Source organism: Curtobacterium sp. VKM Ac-1376 (assembly GCF_015351025.1).
Taxonomy (GTDB): Bacteria; Actinomycetota; Actinomycetes; order Actinomycetales; family Microbacteriaceae; genus Curtobacterium.
In genome coordinates this window covers 576376-597052 of sequence record NZ_JADKRV010000001.1, presented here as the reverse complement: position 1 = coordinate 597052, position 20677 = coordinate 576376, and the positions used below count along the sequence as shown (strand labels likewise).

Annotated in this window: 23 protein-coding genes; 10 read left to right on the top strand and 13 right to left on the bottom strand. The window is 70.4% G+C overall.

Annotation, left to right across the window (positions count from 1 at the left end; all coding sequences use genetic code 11):
• Window positions 1–124 precede the first annotated feature (124 nt).
• The 6 genes from ccsB to ITJ56_RS02900 all read right to left on the bottom strand — a co-directional run bounded on the left by ccsB (window position 125) and on the right by ITJ56_RS02900 (window position 6523).
• Window positions 125–1144 carry a c-type cytochrome biogenesis protein CcsB gene (ccsB, locus tag ITJ56_RS02925; RefSeq protein WP_194627504.1) on the bottom strand — a complete coding sequence of 340 codons (1020 nt, stop codon included), beginning with the start codon at window positions 1142–1144 and terminating at the stop codon, window positions 125–127.
• A gap of 5 nt (window positions 1145–1149) precedes the next feature.
• Complete coding sequence (gene resB, locus ITJ56_RS02920) at window positions 1150–2892, bottom strand: cytochrome c biogenesis protein ResB (protein WP_228516939.1); 1743 nt, start codon at window positions 2890–2892, stop codon at window positions 1150–1152.
• Window positions 2876–3574 (bottom strand): cytochrome c biogenesis CcdA family protein, encoded by a 699-nt coding sequence (locus tag ITJ56_RS02915; RefSeq protein ID WP_194627502.1) that lies wholly within the window; start codon window positions 3572–3574, stop codon window positions 2876–2878. The genes resB and ITJ56_RS02915 overlap by 17 nt, the downstream gene beginning before the upstream one ends.
• 45 nt (window positions 3575–3619) lie before the next feature.
• Entirely contained in the window at window positions 3620–4300 is a 681-nt protein-coding gene (locus ITJ56_RS02910; RefSeq protein WP_323749703.1) for a TlpA disulfide reductase family protein, read from the bottom strand.
• The gene (locus tag ITJ56_RS02905; protein ID WP_194627395.1) at window positions 4297–4953 is read right to left on the bottom strand and encodes a histidine phosphatase family protein; all 657 of its coding nucleotides are present in this window, start codon (window positions 4951–4953) and stop codon (window positions 4297–4299) included. The genes ITJ56_RS02910 and ITJ56_RS02905 overlap by 4 nt, the downstream gene beginning before the upstream one ends.
• A 76-nt stretch (window positions 4954–5029) precedes the next feature.
• Window positions 5030–6523: a SulP family inorganic anion transporter gene (locus ITJ56_RS02900; protein WP_194627393.1), complete on the bottom strand. Its 1494-nt coding sequence runs from the start codon at window positions 6521–6523 to the stop codon at window positions 5030–5032.
• 42 nt (window positions 6524–6565) lie between these two features.
• Here ITJ56_RS02900 and ITJ56_RS02895 point away from each other — a divergent pair, with 42 nt between their 5' ends.
• A complete protein-coding gene (locus ITJ56_RS02895) occupies window positions 6566–6967 on the top strand; it encodes a MerR family transcriptional regulator (RefSeq protein ID WP_416354744.1) in 402 nt (133 codons plus the stop codon).
• A 251-nt stretch (window positions 6968–7218) separates the two neighbouring features.
• On the top strand, window positions 7219–8559 hold the full coding sequence (aspS, locus tag ITJ56_RS02890) for an aspartate--tRNA(Asn) ligase (RefSeq protein WP_194627391.1): 1341 nt from the start codon (window positions 7219–7221) through the stop codon (window positions 8557–8559).
• A gap of 132 nt (window positions 8560–8691) precedes the next feature.
• Here aspS and ITJ56_RS02885 read toward each other — a convergent pair whose 3' ends face one another.
• The 5 genes from ITJ56_RS02885 to ITJ56_RS02865 all read right to left on the bottom strand — a co-directional run bounded on the left by ITJ56_RS02885 (window position 8692) and on the right by ITJ56_RS02865 (window position 10356).
• Window positions 8692–8985, bottom strand: a complete 294-nt coding sequence (locus ITJ56_RS02885) for a Dabb family protein (protein WP_194627389.1) — start codon at window positions 8983–8985, stop codon at window positions 8692–8694.
• The gene (locus ITJ56_RS02880) at window positions 8982–9236 is read right to left on the bottom strand and encodes a glutaredoxin family protein (protein ID WP_194627387.1); all 255 of its coding nucleotides are present in this window, start codon (window positions 9234–9236) and stop codon (window positions 8982–8984) included. Before ITJ56_RS02880 ends, ITJ56_RS02885 begins: the two co-directional genes overlap by 4 nt.
• 88 nt (window positions 9237–9324) lie before the next feature.
• The gene (locus ITJ56_RS02875) at window positions 9325–9423 is read right to left on the bottom strand and encodes a 30S ribosomal protein bS22 (RefSeq protein ID WP_003792170.1); all 99 of its coding nucleotides are present in this window, start codon (window positions 9421–9423) and stop codon (window positions 9325–9327) included.
• Between the two features lie 109 nt (window positions 9424–9532).
• On the bottom strand, window positions 9533–9727 hold the full coding sequence (locus ITJ56_RS02870) for a helix-turn-helix domain-containing protein (protein WP_017888579.1): 195 nt from the start codon (window positions 9725–9727) through the stop codon (window positions 9533–9535).
• Between the two features lie 113 nt (window positions 9728–9840).
• Complete coding sequence (locus ITJ56_RS02865) at window positions 9841–10356, bottom strand: ArsR/SmtB family transcription factor (RefSeq protein WP_194627385.1); 516 nt, start codon at window positions 10354–10356, stop codon at window positions 9841–9843.
• Window positions 10357–10431: 75 nt separating this feature from the next.
• Here ITJ56_RS02865 and ITJ56_RS02860 point away from each other — a divergent pair, with 75 nt between their 5' ends.
• Window positions 10432–11865: a TrkH family potassium uptake protein gene (locus ITJ56_RS02860; protein ID WP_194627383.1), complete on the top strand. Its 1434-nt coding sequence runs from the start codon at window positions 10432–10434 to the stop codon at window positions 11863–11865.
• Entirely contained in the window at window positions 11858–12553 is a 696-nt protein-coding gene (locus ITJ56_RS02855) for a potassium channel family protein (protein ID WP_228516937.1), read from the top strand. The genes ITJ56_RS02860 and ITJ56_RS02855 overlap by 8 nt, the downstream gene beginning before the upstream one ends.
• A gap of 105 nt (window positions 12554–12658) precedes the next feature.
• On the opposite strand, the gene proC is transcribed toward ITJ56_RS02855, so the two are convergent.
• Window positions 12659–13489, bottom strand: a complete 831-nt coding sequence (proC, locus tag ITJ56_RS02850; RefSeq protein ID WP_194627381.1) for a pyrroline-5-carboxylate reductase — start codon at window positions 13487–13489, stop codon at window positions 12659–12661.
• A gap of 64 nt (window positions 13490–13553) precedes the next feature.
• Here proC and ITJ56_RS02845 point away from each other — a divergent pair, with 64 nt between their 5' ends.
• Entirely contained in the window at window positions 13554–14510 is a 957-nt protein-coding gene (locus ITJ56_RS02845) for a cation diffusion facilitator family transporter (protein WP_111236312.1), read from the top strand.
• Here the strand turns inward: ITJ56_RS02845 and ITJ56_RS02840 are convergent.
• Window positions 14491–14925: a nucleoside deaminase gene (locus tag ITJ56_RS02840; protein ID WP_194627494.1), complete on the bottom strand. Its 435-nt coding sequence runs from the start codon at window positions 14923–14925 to the stop codon at window positions 14491–14493. The two genes, ITJ56_RS02845 and ITJ56_RS02840, sit on opposite strands and share 20 nt — an antisense overlap.
• A 76-nt stretch (window positions 14926–15001) precedes the next feature.
• Between ITJ56_RS02840 and upp the strand changes: the two genes are divergently transcribed.
• The 5 genes from upp (at window position 15002) to ITJ56_RS02815 (ending at window position 20655) form a co-directional block, all read left to right on the top strand.
• Complete coding sequence (gene upp, locus ITJ56_RS02835) at window positions 15002–15637, top strand: uracil phosphoribosyltransferase (protein ID WP_194627378.1); 636 nt, start codon at window positions 15002–15004, stop codon at window positions 15635–15637.
• Between the two features lie 688 nt (window positions 15638–16325).
• A complete protein-coding gene (locus ITJ56_RS02830) occupies window positions 16326–17096 on the top strand; it encodes a winged helix-turn-helix domain-containing protein (RefSeq protein WP_194627376.1) in 771 nt (256 codons plus the stop codon).
• A gap of 258 nt (window positions 17097–17354) precedes the next feature.
• Window positions 17355–17867, top strand: a complete 513-nt coding sequence (locus ITJ56_RS02825) for a MarR family winged helix-turn-helix transcriptional regulator (protein WP_323749702.1) — start codon at window positions 17355–17357, stop codon at window positions 17865–17867.
• Window positions 17864–19213 carry a cryptochrome/photolyase family protein gene (locus tag ITJ56_RS02820; protein ID WP_194627372.1) on the top strand — a complete coding sequence of 450 codons (1350 nt, stop codon included), beginning with the start codon at window positions 17864–17866 and terminating at the stop codon, window positions 19211–19213. The genes ITJ56_RS02825 and ITJ56_RS02820 overlap by 4 nt, the downstream gene beginning before the upstream one ends.
• Entirely contained in the window at window positions 19210–20655 is a 1446-nt protein-coding gene (locus tag ITJ56_RS02815; RefSeq protein WP_194627370.1) for a serine hydrolase domain-containing protein, read from the top strand. Before ITJ56_RS02820 ends, ITJ56_RS02815 begins: the two co-directional genes overlap by 4 nt.
• Window positions 20656–20677 lie beyond the last annotated feature (22 nt).

Here is a 20677-nt window from a genome sequence, read left to right as displayed (position 1 = left end):
CCCGCGGACCGGGCGGCAGCCGTCGCCGCCCCCGGCAGACGGACGGGAGGCGCGGTGCCAGCGGGCACCGCGCCTCCCGTCCGGTCCTGGTCGTGACCAGGTCCGTGTCAGCGACCCACGCGAGTCACAGACCCGAGTAGCTGTGCAGACCCTTGAAGAAGACGTTCACCACCGAGAAGTTGAACATCACCGCAGCGAAACCGATGAGGGCCAGCCACGACGATCGCGCACCGCGCCAACCGCGGGTCGCCCGGGCGTGGATGTACCCGGCGTAGACGACCCAGATGATGAAGGTCCAGACCTCCTTGGTGTCCCAGCCCCAGTACCGACCCCAGGCACGCTCCGCCCAGACCGCACCGGCGATCAGGGTGAAGGTCCAGAGGACGAAGCCGACGAGCAGCACGCGGTAGGTCAGGACCTCGAGCCGGTCGGCGTCCGGCAGCGTCGCCATGAAGCGGAGCTTGCTCGACGCGGTCCGGCCCTGGCGGTACGTCTGCACGAGCTGCGCCACCGCGAGCCCCGCACCGAGCGCGAAGAACCCGGTGCCGGCGATCGCCACGAACACGTGGATGACGAGCCAGTACGACTGCAGGGCGGGCTGCAGCGGGACGACGGGGACCCAGTAGTTCACCGTCGCGATGCCGAGCAGGATGATCGTCAAGCCCGTGATGAAGACGCCGAGGAACTTCAGGTTCTGCCAGAACTGCACGAGCAGGAAGATCAGCGTGATGAGCGCCGTGCCGGTGAGCGAGAACTCGAACATGTTGCCCCACGGCACCCGGTCGGCCGCGATGCCGCGGAGGACCACCGAGGCGACGTGCAGCACGAGCGCGAGGATCGTCATGGCCATGCCGACGCGCTCGAACTTCGTGCCGCGCCCGGCGGAGCCACCGGACGGCGGCGCCGCGACCTGCTCGAGCACGACGGTGCCACCGCGGACGGTCGCGACCGTCTTGGCGTCGCGGGCGGATGCGGCGCGCGTCGCGTCCGCTCCGTCGATGTCGGCGCCCGCGTTCTTCGCCGCGGCGGTGACCTCGCCGGAGCGTTTGGCCATGTCGAGGGCGAACGAGATGAACGCGACCACGTACACCGCCATCGCGGAGTACGTGAGCACGACCGAGTAGGTCGCGAGGTTCGTGGTCATGTCGTTCACTGGGGCATCCTAACTCCGAGGTCCGACGTGTGGCGCTGGGCGATGTCCGCGACGGCCCGCTCGAGGTTCGGGTCCTCGCCACGGGCGAGGCCGGCGTACTCGAGGTCGTACTCGCCGTGCTCCGCACCGGTCCGGGGGACGACCTTGACCCAGACACGCCGGCGCGGGACGAAGAGCGAGGTGAGCAGACCGAGGGTGGAGAGCAGGGCGAACCCGGCGACCCACGCCTGCGACGGGTCGTGGTGCACGTCGAGCGAGACGTACCGCTTGACGCCGTCGAACGTGATCGAACCGGCGCCGTCTGGCAGCTTCTTGGTCTGCCCCGGCTCGAGCGCGATGCTCGCCGTGTCGGACTGACGGCCGGCGATCTGCGCGAGGCCCTTGGTGTCGAGCGTGTAGACGCTCTGCGGCACGCCGCTGTCGAGGCCGAGGTCGCCCGTGTAGACCTGCAGCGTCAGCAGCGGGTTCTGCGTGTCCGGGTAGGCACTGGTGTACGCACCGGAGGTGAGCTTCGACGCCGTCGGGTAGAAGAAGCCGACCATGCCGAGCTGGTCCGGCTCGGCGTCCGGCACCTTGATGACACCGGTGGAGGTGTAGTTGGCGTCCTCGGGCAGGAACGGCACGACGTCCTTGAACGCGACGTTGCCGTCGCCGTCGCGCACCGTGACCTGCATCGCGTAACCGTTGCCGAGCAGGTAGACGTTGGTGCCACCGACGTGCAGCGGCTCGTTCACGCCGAGGCGGCTGGTCTTCGGCTCGCCGCCCTTCTCGGTGCTCGTGACTGTGGCCGAGTAGTCGAGCGCCTGGCCGAGGGCGTCGAGGTTGCGTTCCTCGTACTTCGTCACGAACTTGTCGAGCGTCAGGTTGTAGCCCCTGAGGTCGGTCTGCTGGAACCAGCGGCCGGGGTTGAACGAGTCGTACGACCCGAGCACGTTCGAGAACGTCTGCCCCTCGACCAGCAGTCGCTGACCCGTGAACCCGAAGCCACCGCCGACGCCGACCGCCAGGAGCACCCCGACGAGCGCCGAGTGGAACACCAGGTTGCCGGTCTCGCGCAGGTAGCCGCGCTCCGCGCTCACCGAGGCGCCGAACCGCTCGACGCGGTAGCCGGACCGCTTCAGGATCGCCATCGCTCGCCTCACCGCGTGATCGGCGGACGGGAGGCCCGTGGCAGCGTCGATCCCGGTGGTGCCGTCGAGCATCGCGTCCGGCTGCACCGCCACGGTGCGGAAGCCCGCCAGGCGCGTCAGTCGCGCGGGGGTCTTCGGCGGGCGGGTCCGCAGCGCCTGCCAGTGGTGTCTCGTGCGCGGCACGATGCACCCGATGAGCGAGACGAAGAGCAGCAGGTAGATCGCCGAGAACCACACCGACGTGTAGGTGTCGAAGACCTGGAGCTTGTCGAGGACCGGGTACAGCTGCGGGTGGTCGGCCTTGTACTGCACGACGCCGTTCGGGTCGGCCGTCCGCTGCGGCACGAGCGAGCCCGGGATCGCCGCGAGGGCGAGCAGCATGAGCAGGAACAGTGCCGTGCGCATGCTCGTGAGCTGGCGCCAGAAGAACCGGAGGTACCCGACGAAGCCGAGCTTCGGCTGGTTGACGCCGCCGTCGGTGGGACCGGAGCCGTCGACGTGGTCGGACGGGCGCTGCGGGTCCGAGGCGGTGTCGGCACCCGTGGCGCTGTCGGGCTCGACGGCATCGACGCCCGTGGCGCCGGTGTCGGGATCAGACCGCGGGGACAAAGCTCTGGATCACCGCCCCCACGCTCGACATGACGGCCGACCAGATGCCGGTGACCATGAGCAGACCGATGACGATCAGGATCGCTCCTCCGATGATGTTGACGATGCGCATGTGGCGCTTCACGGCCGCGATCGCTCCCGTGGCCCAGCCGGCACCGAGGGCGACGAGGACGAACGGGATGCCGAGGCCGAGGCAGTACGCGACGCCGAGCCACATGCCCTGCCACGCACTGCCGGACTGCACGCTGAGCAGGTTGATCGCGGCGAGGGTCGGGCCGAGGCACGGGGTCCAGCCGAGGCCGAACACGATGCCGAGCAGGGGTGCGCCGAGGAGCCCGGTGGCGGGCGTCCAACCGGGCTTGATCGTGCGCTGCAGGAACGTGAACCGGCCGACGAACACCAGACCCATCGCGATGACCACGACTCCGAGGACCTGCGTGATGAGGTCCCGCCAGCGGACGAGCCAGAAGCCGAGGGCGCCGAACACCGTCGTGTACGCCACGAACACCGCGGTGAACCCGACGATGAACAGCAGCACGCCGACGACCACTCGGCCCCGACGCTGCCCACCCTCGGCGACCCCACCGACGTAGCCGAGGTACCCGGGCACGAGCGGGAGCACGCACGGTGACAGGAACGACACGAGCCCGGCGAGCGCCGCCACGGGCAGCGCGACGGCCATCTGGCCGCTCAGGATCGCGTCGGCGAAGGGGTTGGAGGCCACGGGTCAGGAGGCCTTGCCGGCATCGAGCTCGTCGCTGATCAGGGTCTTCAGGATGCTCGTGCCGTCCACGGCGCCGAGGACACGGGCGGCCACGCGCCCCCTGGTGTCGAGCACGATCGTCGCGGGAACGGCGTTCGGAGCGATCTGACCGGACAGCGCGAGCTGCATGGTCCCCGACCGCTGGTCGAGGACGGTCGGGTACTGCACGTCGAAGGTCCGCTCGAAGGCAGCGGCGGTCGCTGCCTGGTCGCGGACGTTGACGCCGATGAAGACGACGTCATCGGTGTCGGCGTACTCGTCGTGCACCTGGTTGAGGTACTTCGCCTCGGCACGGCACGGCGGGCAGCTCGCGTACCAGAAGTTGAGCACGACGACCTTGCCCCTGAGGGCCTTCGACGAGACGGTGTCGCCGTCCGAGTCCTTCGCCTGGAACGTGACCGGGTCGGTGCGGTCCTTGGCAGAGACCTCCGTCACGGCGCCGTCACCGGAGATGTAGTTCTGGGTCGTGCCGTTGCCGTACTGCTTCGCGAGATCGCCGCTGTCCGACGAGCACCCGGCCAACGCCAGGGCGGCGACGACGACCGTCGCCGCGATCGTCGCGATGCGCTTCCTGCTGCTGGTGCCCGTCACACTGCTCGTGCTCGTCACACTGCTCGTGCTCGCCACACTGCTCGTGCTCGTCACACTGCTCCTTCGTCGATGGCGGTGGCGCGCAACTCATGCGCGGGGTCCGCGTACCCGACCTCGGTGAACCGACCGGTCGCCGTGGCGGGCACACGCTCGACGGTGGTGATGCTCGACAGATCGCAGCGGCGCTTGCGCGGGTCGTGCCAGAGCGGCTCCCCGGCGAGCTTCCGGTGGACCGTCCAGATCGGCAGCTGGTGGCTGACCAGGACGACGTCGCCCTCGTCGACGCTCTCCCAGGCCGTGGCCATCGCCGCGAGCATGCGGTTCGCGATCGACTCGTACGCCTCGCCCCAACTCGGCCGGAGCGGGTTCGCGATCCAGGGCCACTCCGCCGGACGGCCGAGCGACCGCTTCGTGAACCCGGGGGGCTGGCCCTCGTACCGGTTGGTCGGTTCGATGAGGCGCTCGTCGAGGGTCACGTCGAGCCCGTACGCAGCGGACCACGGGGCGGCGGACTCCTGCGTGCGCTGCAGCGGCGAAGCCACGATCCGGCGGACGTCGACGCCAGCGTCCTTCCAGGCGGTGGCGGAGGCGAGGGCCATCCGCGTGCCGAGGTCGCTCAGTCCGAAGCCCGGCAGCCGGCCGTAGAGGACACGATCGGGGTTGTGCACCTCACCGTGCCGGACGAGGTGGAGTCGGGTGGCGGGCATGGGTTCCAGTGTAGGTCGCCCGTCCGTTCCCACCGCCCCCACAGCGGATTCACCGGATGCGGAAGCGCACAGCCACTCAGCCGCCCAGCTCGCCGGAGAGCCGCCTGTGCAGTGCGATCGAACCCGTGTTCAGGTTCACCACCTCGACCGTGGAACCGTGCTTCGCGAACCGCTGCTCGACCCCGTCGAGCGCTGCGACGGTGGACGCGTCGAACACGTGGGCGTCCGCCATGTCGATGATCACGTGCTCCGGGTCCTCGGCGTACGAGAACCGGGTGACGAGGTCGTTGGACGACGCGAAGAACAGTGCCCCACGGACCCGGTACCGCACGGTGCGCTCGTCGACGGGCTCGCGGACGACCGTCACGACGTGCGCCACTCGACGGGCGAACACCAGGGCCGCCACGACCACGCCGACGAGGACGCCGGTGGCGAGGTTCTCGGTCACGACGACGACCACGACGGTGATGAGCATGACCACGGTCTCGCCGAGGGGCATCCGCCGCAGGGTGCGCGGCCGGATGCTGTGCCAGTCGAAGGTGGCCACGCAGACCATGAGCATGACCGCGGTGAGCGCCGCCATCGGGATCTGGGCGACGAGGTCGTGGAGGACGATCGTCAGGACGAGCACGGAGACACCTGCCGCGAACGTCGAGACCCGGGTCCGGGCACCGGCGGTCTTCACGTTGATCACCGTCTGACCGATCATCGCGCAGCCACCGGTCCCGCCGAAGAACGCCGACGCGATGTTCGCGACGCCCTGTCCCCATGACTCACGCCACTTGCTCGAGCCCGTCTCGGTGATGGAGTCGACGAGCTGCGCGGTCAGCAGGGTCTCGATGAGGCCGACGATCGCGACGCCGAACGCGTACGGCGCGATGATCTGCAGCGTCTCGAAGGAGAACGGGGTCACGATCCCGTTGAACCCGGGCAGTGCGGTGGGCAGGTCGCCCTCGTCGCCGACGGTGGGGACGACGACGCTGAACAGCATCGTGATCCCGGTGATCACGACGACCGCGATGAGCGGCGCCGGGACGGCCTTCGTCAGGAACGGGAACCCGACGATGATCGCCACGCCGAGGGCGGTCAGCGGCCACACGACGAACGGGACGTCGTCACCCAGGAGGTTCGGCAGCTGCGCCGTGAAGATGAGGATGGCCAGCGCGTTCACGAACGCGACGTTGACGCTGCGTGGGATGAAGCGCATGAGCCGCGCCACCCCGAGGAACCCGAGCACGAGCTGGAACACACCGCCCAGGACGATCGCCGGCACGAGGTACTCGATGCCGTGTTCGCGCACGAGCGGCGCGATGACGAGCGCCACCGAGCCGGCCGCCGCGGACACCATCGCCGGACGGCCGCCGACGATCGAGATCACGATCGCGATGATGACGCTCGAGAAGAGTCCGACCGCCGGGTCGACCCCGGCGACGACCGAGAACGAGATCGCCTCGGGGATGAGGGCGAGCGCGGTGACGACCCCGGCCAGGACTTCTCGGGTGAGCATGCGGGGCGAGCGGAGGGCGGCGAGGACGCTCGGAGCCGTCGGCGCGTGTGTGATCACGGACATCGATCGGAACTCTACCCTCACGTCAGGGTAGAGTCGTCCACCGTGAGCTCGAGCGAGGCCCCCGACACGATGCACATCGGCGAGCTCGCCGACCGCGCCGGCATGTCCCTGCGCACGATCCGGCACTACGACGAGGTCGGGCTGCTCGTGCCCAGCGGCCGCACCACCGGGGGCTTCCGGGTCTACACGTCGCAGGACCTCGAGCGGCTGCTCGTGATCCGCCGGATGAAGCCCCTCGGCTTCACGCTCGACGAGATGGCCGAGCTGCTCCGGGTCGTCGACGCCCTCGCCACGAAGGACCCCGACGACGAGCCAGCCCTGGCCGCACGCCTCGACGAGTACCTCGACGACGCCCGTGCCCGCCACGCCAAGCTCGTCGAGCGGGCCGGCATGGCCGAGGAGTTCATCGGCACCCTGGGCGCCCTCCGGGCCTCACTCGCCTGACCGCGCGCCGCTCGAAGAACCCACCGCAGGTGGCCGGGTCGCGAGCCCCCCGTTCCCGTCCCCACCCGGTCCCCCCTCGTCTCGCGACCCGGCCACGTCGAGAACGCTACGGACCCCGGAACGCCGCCTCGGGCCTCCCGGCCGTCCTGTGGAGAACGGCTGACCCAGGTCGCCCTGTGGAGGAGTCGCCCTGCGGAGGAAAGGAGCGCGCAGCCGACGCCCCCGGACGCAGGCGGTTAGACTCGACCACCGTGATCGAACGCACCCGCATCGCCGACCTGGCAGCCCTCCCCGACGGCCCCGTCTCCGTGGCCGGATGGGTCGAGACCGTCCGAGACCAGAAGAAGGTGCAGTTCGTCGTGCTGCGCGACGAGACCGGCGCCGTCCAGCTCGTGAACCCGGCGACGCGCGAGGCCGAGGACGGCGACGACACCGCCCAGGCCGCCCTCGCGACGACCAACGAGATCTCCGGCCTGGCGCACGGCACCTTCGTGCACGTCACCGGCACGCTGAAGCACGACGAGCGCGTGAAGCTCGGCGGGCTCGAGGTCAAGATCGGTGCCCTCCAGGTGGTGAGCGCCGCGATCCCGGAGACCCCGATCGCCGACGACTCCTCGCTCGACAAGCGCCTCGACTGGCGCTTCCTGGACCTGCGCAACCGCAAGCAGAACCTGATCTTCCGCATCCAGACGACGCTCGAGCACGCGTTCCGCACCTACTGGGTCGACCGCGACTACATCGAGATCCACACCCCGAAGCTGATGGCGTCGGCCTCCGAGTCGCGTGCCGAGCTCTTCCAGCTCGAGTACTTCGAGACGACCGCCTACCTGGCGCAGTCGCCGCAGAACTTCAAGCAGATGGCGCAGCCAGCCGGCTTCGGTGCCGTGTTCGAGATCGCGGACGCCTTCCGTGCCGACCCGTCCTTCACGAGCCGCCACGCCACCGAGTTCACCAGCGTCGATGCCGAGTTCTCGTGGATCGAGTCCCACGAAGACGTCATGGCGATGCACGAAGAGGTCCTCGTCGCTGGCATCACCGCCGTCAAGGAGAAGTACGGCAAGGACATCGCGGAGGTCTTCGGCTTCGAGCTGCAGGTCCCCGCGACCCCGTTCCCCCGCGTGACCCTGGCCGAGGCCCGGAAGATCGTGGCCGACAGCGGACACGACGTCGTCCGCGCCGACGGCGACCTGGACCCCGAGGGCGAGCGCCGCGTCGCCGCATGGGCCAAGGAGAACCACGGCTCCGAGTTCGTGTTCGTCACCGAGTACGACGCCTCGATCCGGCCGTACTACCACATGCGCAAGCCGGGCGACCCGTCGGTCACCAACAGCTACGACCTCATCTTCAACGGCGCCGAGATCTCGACGGGTGCTCAGCGCGAGCACCGTGTCGACGTGCTCGAGGCGCAGGCCGTCGAGAAGGGCCTCGACCCGGAGGAGCTCGGCTGGTACCTCGACTTCTTCCGCTACGGCGTCCCACCGCACGGCGGCTTCGGCATGGGCCTCGCGCGCGTGCTGATGCTGATGCTCGGCGAACCGTCGATCCGCGAGGTCACCTACCTGTTCCGCGGCCCGACGCGCCTGACCCCGTAGTCGCGCGCGCGGCGCCCCGCGCGGCGCCGCGCACATGGTGAGCAGAAATGGTCGCCTCCCGACTTGGGAGGCGACCATTTCTGCTCCCGAAGCGCGGAGCGTACGAAGCGCGCGCCGGACGGGAGGCCCGGGTCAGCTCTGCCAGTCGATCGCGGCCCGCGCCGTCACCAGTCCACGGATCTCAGCAGCTGCGGCCTGGTGCTCCGGGTGGACCTGGTACTCGTCGAGTCCGGCAAGGTCGTCGAACGTCGCGACGACGGCAACATCGTGGTTCTTGTCCGGGTAGGCGACGTTCTCGACGACCTCGAGCGATCGGATCGAGCTGACGGTCCCGATCAGATCCGTCAGCAGTTCGCGGATGCGCGCGATCGATTCGGTGCGGTCGAGGTCTTCGCGGAGGGTCCAGGAGACGACGTGGGAGATCATGCGCGGGCCTCGGCCTTCTCGAGTGCACGTCCGAGCCGGTCGGCGTCGACGTGCCAGTTGCTGTGGACGCGCCCGTCGATCAGCACGACGGGGATGTCCTCCGCGTACTCCTGGCGGAGGGCGTCGTCGTCGAGGATCGAGCGTTCCTGCAGCACCACGCCGGGGTGTGCGGCGATGACGCGCTCGACCACGGGGCGGGCGTCGTCGCAGAGGTGGCATCCGGGCTTCGTCAGGAACGTCACTGCGGGCATGGTCCCCAGCGTAGTCCGGGAACGCGAAAGCCCCGGCGAACCGGGGCTTCTCGTGCAGGTCCTCGGACCTGCGCAGACCTGTTTCGATCTACTTCTTGTTGCGGCGCTGGTGACGCGTCTTGCGAAGGAGCTTGCGGTGCTTCTTCTTCGCCATGCGCTTGCGACGCTTCTTGATGACAGAACCCATGTAGACCTCGCTCGGACTGATGCTGATGTACGGACACCGGGCCGAAGAGACCACGGAAAATCAACTCGGGCGAGTCTACCGGCTGCCCGATGTGATGTCGAACGCGCGCTCAGCCGACGTCGGCCACGCCACCGCGGAGCACGTCGGCGACGGCCGATTCGGGAACGCGGAAGGAGCGGCCGAACCGGATGGCGGGGAGCTCTCCTGCGTGCACCATGCGGTACACGGTCATCTTCGAGACGCGCATCATCTCGGCGACCTCAGCGACGGTGAGGAAGCGCACGTCGTCGAAACTGCCGGTCATGATCCGCCTTCGGGAGCTCGCACGCGCGCGCACGGGTGTTGTGAGACCTGTGTGGTCACTGGCAACTGTAGAGGCGCGTGGGACTCGGTGTCCAGGTATCAGTCCGTGCTCGTTCAGTCCTCGTCGCCGCGACGGGTGAACCGCTTGCGGCTGCGATCAACCACGCGCTCCCACCCCTGCTGGGCCCCGGAGATGGCGGCAGTGGCACGGTAGGACGCCTCGGCCATCACCCTGCCGAGTTCGGTGCCGACCTCGACGGTGGCCTTGCCGGCCGTGCCGTTCCGGCGGATCGAGACCGGCTGACCGTCAGGGGTCCAGGCAGTCGTGGCCGGGGTGCCGTCGGCGTCGACCGCGCCGGTGAACGGCAGGACCCACTCCTCCAGGTGCAGGAGCGGCTCGGGGTCCAGCCGGTAGAAGCGGTGCTGCCCTTCTTCGCGGCTGGTCACGAGGCCGATGTCCCGGAGGACACGCAGGTGCTTCGACACCGTGGGCTGGCTGACGCCGAGGCGTTCGACGAGCTGCCCCACGCTGAGTTCGCCGCCGGTGACGTCCGATCCGTAGGCGGACAGGAGCGTCCCGAGCAGCTCGCGCCGGGTCGGGTCCGCCACGACGGAGAAGATGTCGGCCATGGGGCCAAGGCTAGCCGGGCCGCCACGGATGTACCATGACGAACCGTCCCGGCCCATGTCCTCGGAGGCATACGCATGCTCGACCGAACCGAGCCGATCCCGCACCACGTGAGCGTCAGCCGACGACGGGCGAGCCGGATCGTCACGGTGCTCCGCTCGTCGCCGTCACGCTTGGCCATCATCGTGTTCGTCGCACTCATCTTCCTGTTCACGGTGCTGTTCATGACCCCGTGGGCGTCGGCGGACCGCACCGGGACGCACTTCTCCGACGCCCTGTTCACGGCGGCCTCGGTGGTGTGCGTGACGGGGCTCTCCACGGTCGACATGGCCACGCACTGGTCCGTCTTCGGCAAGACCCTGGTGGTGATCGGCACGCAGATCGGTGCGGTCGGCGTGCTGACCTTCGCGTCGATCCTCGGCCTCTTCGTGACCCGGAAGCTCGGGCTCCGCGCCAAGCTCATGGCCGCCGGCGACTCGAACCCGCTGCGCACCCACCACGGGGCCGTGCCCGAGGGTCAGGCGGTGCGCCTCGGCGAGGTCGGCACGCTGCTCGCGACGGTCGCGGTGAGCACGCTGTCGATCGAGATCGTGCTCGGGCTGCTCCTCCTGCCGTCGGTGCTCCTGGCGGGCATCCCGTTCTGGACCGCGGTCGGCGACTCCTTCTACTACGCGGCCATGGCGTTCACGAACACCGGGTTCTCCCCGAACGCCGCCGGTCTCGACCCGTTCGCGCACGACTACTGGTTCCTGTCGCTGCTCATGGTCGGCGTGATCGCCGGCTCGATCGGGTTCCCGGTGATCCGCGCCCTGACCAAGCAGCTCCGCACGCCCCGCCGGTGGCCGATCCACGTCAAGCTCACCCTCGCCACGAGCGCCGTCCTGCTCGTCGGCGGCGCGGTCGTCTACATCGCACTGGAGGCGTCGAACCCGACGACCTTCGGCCAGGAGGGTGCAGGACGCACGGCGTTCCAGGCGCTGTTCCTGTCCACGATGACGCGGTCCGGCGGGTTCTCGCTCGTCGACTTCGACCAGCTGAACGGCTCGAGCCTGCTCGTCACCGACATGCTCATGTTCATCGGTGGTGGCTCCGCCTCGACAGCTGGCGGCATCAAGGTCACGACCCTCGCGGTGCTGTTCCTCGCCGCGGTGGCCGAGGCCCGCGGCCGGCAGAGCATGGAGGCGTTCGGGCGCCGGATCCCGAGCGACGTCCTGCGGGTCGCGGTCGCCATCGTGCTCTGGGGCGCGACGATCGTGGCGGTCGCCACCGTGGTGCTCCTGCAGATCACCGACGACTCGCTCGACCGCGTGCTGTTCGAGGTCATCTCGGCGTTCGCGACCTGCGGGCTGTCGTCCGGGGTGTCCGCCGACCTGCCCGAGTCCGGCAAGTACGTGCTCGCCGCCACCATGTTCCTCGGCCGGGTCGGTACAGTGACCATCGCCGCTGCCCTGGCCGCGAGTCAGAGCCGGCAACTGTTCCGCCGTCCCGAGGAGAGGCCGATCGTTGGCTGACCGAAACCGTTCGTCGCACCAGCACGGTGCCATCAGTCACGACGCTCCGGTGCTCGTCATCGGGCTCGGTCGATTCGGCGCCGCCACCGCCGGCCAGCTCGAACGCCAGGACCGCGAGGTGCTCGTCGTCGACACCGACGCCGGCCTGGTGCAGAAGTGGTCCGACCGGGTCACCCACGCGGTGCAGGCGGACGCGACGGACATCGACGCCCTCCGGCAGATCGGCGCGCAGGACTTCGCGATCGCCGTCGTCGGGACCGGCAGCGACCTCGAGTCGAGCGTCCTCATCACCGCGAACCTGGTCGACCTCGGCGTCCCGCAGATCTGGGCGAAGGCCATCAGCCGGTCACACGGAACGATCCTGTCCCGCATCGGCGCGAACCACGTCGTCTACCCGGAACGCGAGGCCGGCGAGCGCACTGCACACCTGGTGTCCGGCCGGATGCTCGACTTCATCGAGTTCGACGACGACTTCGCCGTGGTCAAGATGTTCCCGCCGCGCGCGGTGCGCGGCAAGGACCTCGCCACCACCGTGATCCGCACGCGTTTCGGTCTGACGGTGCTCGGCATCAAGCCCCCGGGGAACCCGTTCGTGCCGGCCACCCCGGAGAGCGTCATCGGCGAGAACGACGTGATCATCGTCTCGGGTTCCGAGACCGACCTCGAGCGCTTCGCCGCGTACGAGTAGGGACCAACAGGCGGACGGGAGGCCCGTGGCGACGCTGCCACGGGCCTCCCGTCCGCTCTGGGGGTGCGTCCAGGACGCGGGGTGCGTCCAGGACGCGGTGTGCGTCTAGGACGCTGCGATCTCCTCGGCACGCGCGATCGCGGCACGCGACGCGCGCAGCAGCGTGTCCGCCAGGTCGGCCTCCTGCAGCACCGCGACGGCACGCTCCGTCGTGCCCTTCGGGCTCGTCACCGCGCGGCGCAGGTCGGCGGGCTCACGGCCGGACCGCTCGAGCAGCTCGACCGCGCCGCGGACGGTGCCCTGCACCATCGTCGCCGCCTGTTCGTGGGTGAAGCCGAGCTCCTCGGCGGCGCGCTGCCACTGCTCGACCAACAGGAAGACGTAGGCAGGACCGGAGCCGGAGACGGCGGACAGTGCGTCGAGCTGCGACTCGGGCACCTCGATGACCTCACCCGAGGCGGTGAACACCGACGAGGCGAGGGCGACGGCCTCGGCGTCCGCCGACGTGCCGGCGCTGATGCCGGTGACGCCGTGGCCGACGCCGATCGGGGTGTTCGGCAGGGCGCGGACGACCCGGACGCCGGCGGGCACGCGCGCTTCCATGCTCGCGGTGGTGGTCCCGACGGCGACGCTGACCAGGACGGCAGCGGGCTCCAGGTCCCCGGCGACCTCGTCCAGCAGGTCCGCGATCATGTACGGCTTCACGCCGACCACGACGAGGGCGGCACCGCGGACGGCCGAGCGGTTCGCCGCGGGGTCGGTGTCGCTCGCGGTGGCGTCGAGGCCGCGTTCCCGGTGGGCCACCGCTGATCCCTCGGACTTCGTGGTGAGGGTCACGGTGGCCGGGTCGAGTCCTGCGGCGAGCAGGCCGTCGAGGACCGCGCCGGACATGGAGCCGACGCCGAGCAGGGCGGTGCGGGGCAGGTCGATCGTCATGCTCCCGACCCTACCGACGCGACCCGCCTAGGATCGTGTCGCAGACCACGAGAAGGGGACAGCTGTGAGCGCTTCCGGAGGCACGAAGGCGATCTTCGCCGCACTCGGTGCCAACATCGGCATCGCGATCGTGAAGTTCATCGCGGCGGCGATCAGCGGATCGGCGTCGATGCTGGCTGAGGGCGTGCACTCACTGGCGGACTCCGCGAACCAGCTCCTGCTGTTGCTCGGCGGCCGCAAGGCCCGGCGAGCGGCGGACCAGGAGCACCCCTTCGGCTACGGGCGTGAGCGCTACGTGTACGCCTTCGTCGTCTCGATCATCCTGTTCTCGGTCGGCGGGGTCTTCTCGCTCTACGAGGGCATCGAGAAGCTCGCCCACCCGCACCCGCTCGAGAACTGGTGGCTGCCGCTCGTCGTGCTCGTCATCGCCATCGGGCTCGAGGGCTTCTCGCTCCGCACCGCCCTGAAGGAGGCCCGACCGCAGAAGGGCTCGCAGAGCTGGGTGCAGTTCGTCCGCCGCGCGAAGGCCCCCGAGCTGCCCGTCGTGATGCTCGAGGACACCGCGGCCCTGCTCGGCCTGGTGTTCGCCCTGTTCGGGGTGGGGCTGACGGCGATCACCGGCAACGGGGTGTTCGACGCGATCGGCACCATGCTCATCGCGGCGCTGCTCATCGCCGTCGCGGTGGTGCTCGGCATCGAGACGAAGAGCCTGCTCGTCGGCGAGGGCGCGACCGCCGCCGACGTCGAGCGCATCAAGCAGGCGGTGCTCGACGGCCCCGAGGTCGACGCGATCATCCACCTGAAGACCCTGTACCTCGGGCCGGACGAGCTGATGGTCGGCGTGAAGGTCGCCGTCGACGGTGACCGCCGGTTGGGCGACGTCGCTGCCGGCATCGACACCGTCGAGCAGCGTGTCCGGAGCGCCGTGCCGATCGCCCGGGTAATCTACGTCGAACCGGACGTCCTGCGCACCGGGCCGCAGCCGCCGACGGAGGCGATCGTCATCCTCGCCGCCGACTGAAGAAGTCGTCGAGGAGCCCGGCGCACGCCGCTTCGAGGACGCCGCCGACGACCTCGGAGCGGTGCGGCAGCCGGCGGTCGCGCGAGATGTCGTAGACGCTGCCGCTCGCACCCGCCTTGGGGTCCCACGCGCCGAAGACCACCCGGGGCACCCGTGCGGCCATGACGGCCCCGGCGCACATGGGGCACGGCTCGAGCGTCACCACGAGGGTGTGGTCCTCGAGGTGCCAGTCCCCCGTCACGGCGGCGGCGGCACGCAGCGCGAGCACCTCGGCGTGGGCCGTCGGGTCCTGCCGCGCCTCACGCTCGTTCCGACCCGTGGCGACGACGACACCGGCGCGGTCGAGCACCACGGCGCCGACCGGGACGTCGTCGGTGTCCAGGCACCGTCGGGCCTCGTCGAGCGCACGCTCCATCGCCGGGACGAACGGGCGGGCTGCGGGCTCCTCCACGGGACCTCCTGACGGTCGGCGGCACGCTAGGCTCGACCCTATGCGAGTCCACGTCGCCGACCACCCGCTCATCACCCACAAGCTCTCGGTGCTCCGCGACCGTACGACGCCCTCCCCCACGTTCCGTGCCCTCACCGAGGAGCTCGTCACGCTCCTGGCGTACGAGGCCACGCGCAACGTCCGGGTCACGGCGACGCCGATCGACACGCCCGTCGCGCACACCATGGGCGTCGCGATCGCCAAGCCCAGGCCCCTCGTCGTCCCGATCCTCCGCGCCGGCCTCGGGATGCTCGAGGGCATGGTCAAGCTCGTCCCCACGGCCGAGGTCGGGTTCCTGGGCATGGCGCGCAACGAGGAGACCCTCGAGCCGAAGACCTACGCCGAGCGCCTGCCGGACGACCTCTCCGGGCGCCAGTGCTTCGTGCTCGACCCGATGCTCGCGACCGGTGGCACGCTCGCCGCGGCAATCGACTTCCTGTTCGCCCGCGGAGCCGAAGAGGTCACGTGCGTGTGCATCCTCGGCGCGCCCGAGGGGCTCGCGATGGTCGAACAGGCCGTGGGTGACCGCAACGTCTCGATCGTCCTCGGCGCGCTGGACGAGAAGCTCGACGAGAACGGCTACATCGTGCCCGGGCTCGGCGACGCGGGCGACCGGCTCTACGGCCTGGCCGAGTAGCAGTCGACCCCACCCGAGAACGGACGGGAGGCGCGGTGCCAGCTGGCACCGCGCCTCCCGTCCGTCGTGGCGCGCGTCGCGACGGCCGCACCCGCCTGTTCCGGGCGTACCCGGTCGTTCCGGGTGTACCCGCCCGTTTCGGTCGTACCCGGTCGTTTCGGGCGTACCCGATCGTTTCTTTCCACCCGGTACGCCCGATTCGACTTCCCATCGCGGGCGCAATGGGAAAGAACGGGCGTGGCGCTCGACGGCCGTGCGGTCGCGTGCACCACACCGTCCGCTCGGACGGTTGACACCGCCTTGGTATACCGCCGATACTCGTCCCATGACTGCAACCGCGTCCACCCGCGTCCTCTCCGAGGCGTGCTCCTTCACAGGAGCAGTGGGGACCACCGGCACGATGATGTCGGCGATGGCGGTCATGCGTTGTCGAATGTGTGCCTGATCGGCACCCGTTCCAGCCGGATCCCCCGCGACACCACCCCCGTCGCGCGCGCGTGATCCCCGGGCGACGGACACCGTCGACGACGAGCACCACGTCACGAGGTCTGTCCCCCGTTCCCCCGGGTCGGCCCCGGTCCGCAGCAGGACCGCAGGGCGCGTCGGCGTACCGCCGCACCCGGGATGACGCATTCGACACCGGCCGCCGCGCCACACGCGTACCGGCCACACCGCCCGGAGAACCACCATGTCGCTCACCATCGTCCAGCCCCGCACCGTGCTCCGCGCGGCTGCTCCCGCCCCCACCGACCTCGGGACCGTCTCCCCGATCCGCCCGCGTCCGGCGTCCCCGGCGGCGACCGGTCCCGCCACCGTGCCGACGAGCCCCGTCGTGGCGCCCCAGCGGAACCGTGCCCTTCCCGAGGGCACCGAGGCCCGTGGCTTCGCCCTGTACGTCGGCATCGATGAGGCCAAGGCCGCCGCGGCCGGCACCACCCTGGCCGCCGTCGTCGAGCAGCTCAAGGCGCTGACCGCCCAGCTCGTGCCGAGCTCGGAGACCTACGCCGCGGTCGCCGTCGCCTCCGAGAACTCCGGCGGACGTGACGTCGACGTCGTCCGCCTCGCCCTGCAGGACCGGTCAGCGGTCGCTGCCCGGAAGCAGGCCGAGAAGCCCGAACCCGAGGAGACCGGCGTCGTCATCGACATCTCCCGCAAGCGCGTGACGCTCGACGGTGAGGCCGCGCCACTGACCTACAAGGAGTTCGAGCTCCTGCAGTTCCTGGTCCTCCGCGAGGGCCAGACGGTCGACCGCTCCGCCATCATCAACGGCCTCTGGTCGGACGGCGAGGACGAGACACCGAACGAGCGCACCATCGACGTCCACGTGCGCCGACTCCGCTCGAAGCTCGGCGCGTTCGAGGAGATCGTCCGGACCGTCCGTGGGGTCGGCTACCGGTTCGACCGGCACGCGGACGTTGCCGTGCGCTACGCGTCGACTCCCTCGCCGGACCTCTTCTGAGCCTGATCGACTGCTCTTGGTGAACTCGCAGCGAACGACACCGCGAGAGGCTGGCGCCCCGTTACCGCTTCGTTATACAGTCGGTCGTGCAGACGGTGTTTGCTGTGGCACCGCCTGCGGAATGTGATTGCAGGACACTCTTGGTGCAAGGGAGAGGGCCGGTCGCCGTCAGGCGGCCGGCCCTCGTGCATGTCGCCCGGTTCCTGTCGGACCCCGTCGGTAGTGTGGACGGACCGTACGACCGGAGGGAACGCGAACGTGAGCGAGACACGCCGCAGTGAGAAGGCGACAGCCGTCGCCGCCTGGGAAGCGCTGTTCCGCGCCCAGGTCGCCGTGATGCGGAGTCTCAACGCGGACTTCCCCGCCGAGGAGATCTCGTTCAACGAGTACGACGTCTGCTTCAACCTGTCGACCCAGCCCGGCCGCCGTTGCCGCATGCGCGACCTGACCGGGCACCTGCTCCTGACCCAGCCGAGCGTCAGCCGCCTGGTCGACCGGCTGCTCACGCGCGGCATCGTCGAGAAGCAGCCAGACCCCACCGATGCACGCGGGGTGATCGTGGCACTGACGCCCCACGGGTACGACGTCTACCGGCAGGTCGCCGTGCAGCACGCGGCGAGCATCGCCCAGCAGGTCGGCGCCGGACTCTCCGATCCTGAGCTCCGGACCCTCACCGAACTCTGCACCAAACTCCGTCTCGCGGTGGGCACGACCCCGAGCCGCCGTCCCTCGCCCCGCGCGGTGACCGAGCCGGACGCGGCGACGGTGTGACCGGCGCACTCGTCTGGCTCCGCGACGACCTACGACTCGCGGACAACCCGGCGCTCCACGCCGCCGTCGACCACGGCGGCGCGGTCACCGTGGTGGTCATCCTCGATGAGCAGTCCCCCGGGCTCCGCCCCATCGGCGCCGCGAGCCGCTGGTGGCTCCACCACTCGCTCACCGCACTCGACGCCGACCTGCGCGAGCGGGGATCACGCCTCGTGCTGCGTCGCGGCGCGGCTGCCGAGGTCATCGAGCAGCTCGTCGCCGGCTCCGGTGCGGACGCCGTGTACTGGAACCGGCGGTACGGCCGGGTCGAGCGCGACATCGACGCGGGCATCAAGTCCGCCCTGCACGACCGCGGCGTCGAGGCGCACAGCTTCGCCGCCAACCTGCTCTGGGAACCGTGGACCGTGCTGACCGGGCAGGGCGAGCCGTACAAGGTCTTCACCCCGTTCTGGAACGCCGTGCAGGCGAACCCCGAGCCCCGGCACCCGCTGCCCACGCCGGGCGACCTGCCCGATCCAGCGGACGTCGCGAGCGACGAGCTCGACGACTGGGCGCTGCTGCCGACGCAGCCAGACTGGGCCGGTGGGCTCCGCGAGGCCTGGCAGCCCGGCGAGCAGGGTGCCCAGCGGCAGCTCGAGCGCTTCGTCGAGCACGCGCTCGAGGACTACGACCAGCGCGACGAACCGGCGATGGCGTCGACGAGCGGCCTCTCCCCGTTCCTGCGGTGGGGCGAGATCAGCCCGTACCAGGTGTGGCACCGCTTGCACGGTCGGCTCGACCCCGAGCAGCGCCAGCACGCTTCGGCGTTCCTCCGGCAGCTCGCCTGGCGCGAGTTCAACTGGAACGAGTACTTCCACTGTGACGACATCGCCACCGTGAACGTCCGGCGGTCGTTCGACGCGTTCCCCTGGCGAGATCCGTCGGACGACGAGCTCGACCGCTGGCGACAGGGCACGACCGGGTTCGACCTGGTCGACGCCGGCATGCGGGAGCTCTGGCACACGGGTGCGATGCACAACCGCGTGCGCCTGGCGGCCGGCAGCTTCCTGGTGAAGAACCTGCTCGTCGACTGGCGCGTCGGCGAACAGTGGTTCTGGGACACCCTGGTCGACGCCGACCCCGCCAACAACGCGGCCAACTGGCAGTGGGTCGCGGGTTCGGGGTTCGACGCCGCACCGTACTTCCGGGTGTTCAACCCCGATCGGCAGCTCGAGCGCTTCGACCCGCAGCGCGAGTACGTCCACCGCTGGATCCCCGCCGAGGAACTCCGGCCGGAGCCGATGGTCGACCTCAAGGCCTCACGGCAGCGGGCACTCGACGCCTACGAACGGATGCGCCGGTCATGACCAGGATGCACGCCGCGATCTCCGCCGTCGCCGAGCGGGTCGACGCCGTCTTCCGCGACCGCGTCGATCGCGGCGTCGCGCCGAGCAGCGTGTGGGGCGTGTTCGACCGGTCCGGACTCGTCACCTCCGGCGGGCACGGCGACCGCGGTGACGCCCAGCGGCCCGACGCCGACACGGTCTACCGGATCGCTTCCTGCACCAAGAGCGTCACCGCGGCGACCCTGCTGACCCTCGTCGCCCGGGGCGTGCTCGACCTCGACGCCCCCATCACCGACTTCGTGCCGGCCTTCACCGCCGTGCCCCTGCCGACCCCGGACTCCCCGGTGCCGACCGTGCGGATGCTGCTGACGATGTCCGCGGGCTTCCCCACCGACGACCCGTGGGCGGACCGGCAGGAATCGATCTCGGACGCCGAACTCGACCTGGTCCTGCGCAACGGCCTGCTGTTCGACTCGATCCCCGGCACCCGCTTCGCGTACTCGAACCTCGGGTACGCACTGCTCGGCCGGGTCGTCGCCGTCGTCTCCGGGCGCCCGTTCACCGCGGCGGCTCAGGACACCGTGCTCCGACCGCTCGGGCTCGACGACACCGCCTTCAGTGCCGACGGATCGCGGGGCGTCGTCGCCACCGGGTTCCGGTCGTACGCGGGCGACTGGGAACCGCTGGCGATGACCGGGCCAGGCGCGTTCTCGCCCATCGGAGGGCTGTTCTCGACCGTCCGCGACCTCGCGCGGTGGGCGACGCACCTGGCTTCGGCGTTCTCGGACGTGCCGGAGCACGGCCCCGTCTCGCCGGCCGCTCGTCGCCTCATGCAGCAGGCGATGCGGGTCGTGCCGCCGGTCGGTGTGCCGGGGTCGTCGCGGGCGATGGCCTACGGCTTCGGCCTGTTCGTCGAGCAGGACGACCGGTTCGGCGAACTCGTGTCGCACTCGGGCGGCTACCCCGGGTTCTCGGCCCACATGCGGTGGTCGGTGCGGGACGGCCTCGGCGTGGTCGCGTTCGAGAACGCCACGCAGGCGAAGGTCTCCGTCGCCGCGCAGCAGGCGCACGACATCGTCCTCGAAGCCAGCAGGAGCACCGCGACCAGCACCGTGCCCGCACCCGGGACGGCCGTGACCACCCGCGCGACGCGAGCGGCCCAGGCAGCCGTGACGCGCCTCCTGGCCGACTGGCGCGATGACCTGGCGGACACGATCTGCACACCGAATGTGGCCCTGGACGTGCCCTACGACCGGCGGCGCCGCGCCGTGGCCCAGGCCGTCGCGGCCGTCGGCGCGGACCTCACCGCGACCCCGGTGGACGAGCACTCGGCGTCGCCGTCGCACCTGCGCTGGTGGCTCCCCGGCAGTTGCGGGCGGTTGTGTGTCGAGATCCGGCTGGCCCCTTCAGCGGCCGGCCTCGTGCAGACCCTGAACGTGATCGCTGAACCATCCGTGCGCTGAGCCCTCCGCGCGCTGAGCCCTC

What these genes read in the sequence shown, in the direction of transcription:
- ITJ56_RS02915 (WP_194627502.1), bottom strand. Translation starts at nt 3,574, where the DNA reads ATGGCCGTCGCGCTGCCCGTGGCGGCGCTCGCCGGGCTCGTGTCGTTC.
- ccsB (WP_194627504.1), bottom strand. Translation starts at nt 1,144, where the DNA reads ATGACCACGAACCTCGCGACCTACTCGGTCGTGCTCACGTACTCCGCG.
- proC (WP_194627381.1), bottom strand. Translation starts at nt 13,489, where the DNA reads ATGACGATCGACCTGCCCCGCACCGCCCTGCTCGGCGTCGGCTCCATG.
- ITJ56_RS02830 (WP_194627376.1), top strand. Translation starts at nt 16,326, where the DNA reads ATGTCGCTCACCATCGTCCAGCCCCGCACCGTGCTCCGCGCGGCTGCT.
- ITJ56_RS02870 (WP_017888579.1), bottom strand. Translation starts at nt 9,727, where the DNA reads ATGACCGGCAGTTTCGACGACGTGCGCTTCCTCACCGTCGCTGAGGTC.
- upp (WP_194627378.1), top strand. Translation starts at nt 15,002, where the DNA reads ATGCGAGTCCACGTCGCCGACCACCCGCTCATCACCCACAAGCTCTCG.
- ITJ56_RS02815 (WP_194627370.1), top strand. Translation starts at nt 19,210, where the DNA reads ATGACCAGGATGCACGCCGCGATCTCCGCCGTCGCCGAGCGGGTCGAC.
- ITJ56_RS02885 (WP_194627389.1), bottom strand. Translation starts at nt 8,985, where the DNA reads ATGATCTCCCACGTCGTCTCCTGGACCCTCCGCGAAGACCTCGACCGC.
- ITJ56_RS02880 (WP_194627387.1), bottom strand. Translation starts at nt 9,236, where the DNA reads ATGCCCGCAGTGACGTTCCTGACGAAGCCCGGATGCCACCTCTGCGAC.
- ITJ56_RS02905 (WP_194627395.1), bottom strand. Translation starts at nt 4,953, where the DNA reads ATGCCCGCCACCCGACTCCACCTCGTCCGGCACGGTGAGGTGCACAAC.
- ITJ56_RS02900 (WP_194627393.1), bottom strand. Translation starts at nt 6,523, where the DNA reads ATGTCCGTGATCACACACGCGCCGACGGCTCCGAGCGTCCTCGCCGCC.
- ITJ56_RS02865 (WP_194627385.1), bottom strand. Translation starts at nt 10,356, where the DNA reads ATGGCCGACATCTTCTCCGTCGTGGCGGACCCGACCCGGCGCGAGCTG.
- ITJ56_RS02860 (WP_194627383.1), top strand. Translation starts at nt 10,432, where the DNA reads ATGCTCGACCGAACCGAGCCGATCCCGCACCACGTGAGCGTCAGCCGA.
- ITJ56_RS02875 (WP_003792170.1), bottom strand. Translation starts at nt 9,423, where the DNA reads ATGGGTTCTGTCATCAAGAAGCGTCGCAAGCGCATGGCGAAGAAGAAG.
- ITJ56_RS02840 (WP_194627494.1), bottom strand. Translation starts at nt 14,925, where the DNA reads ATGGAGCGTGCGCTCGACGAGGCCCGACGGTGCCTGGACACCGACGAC.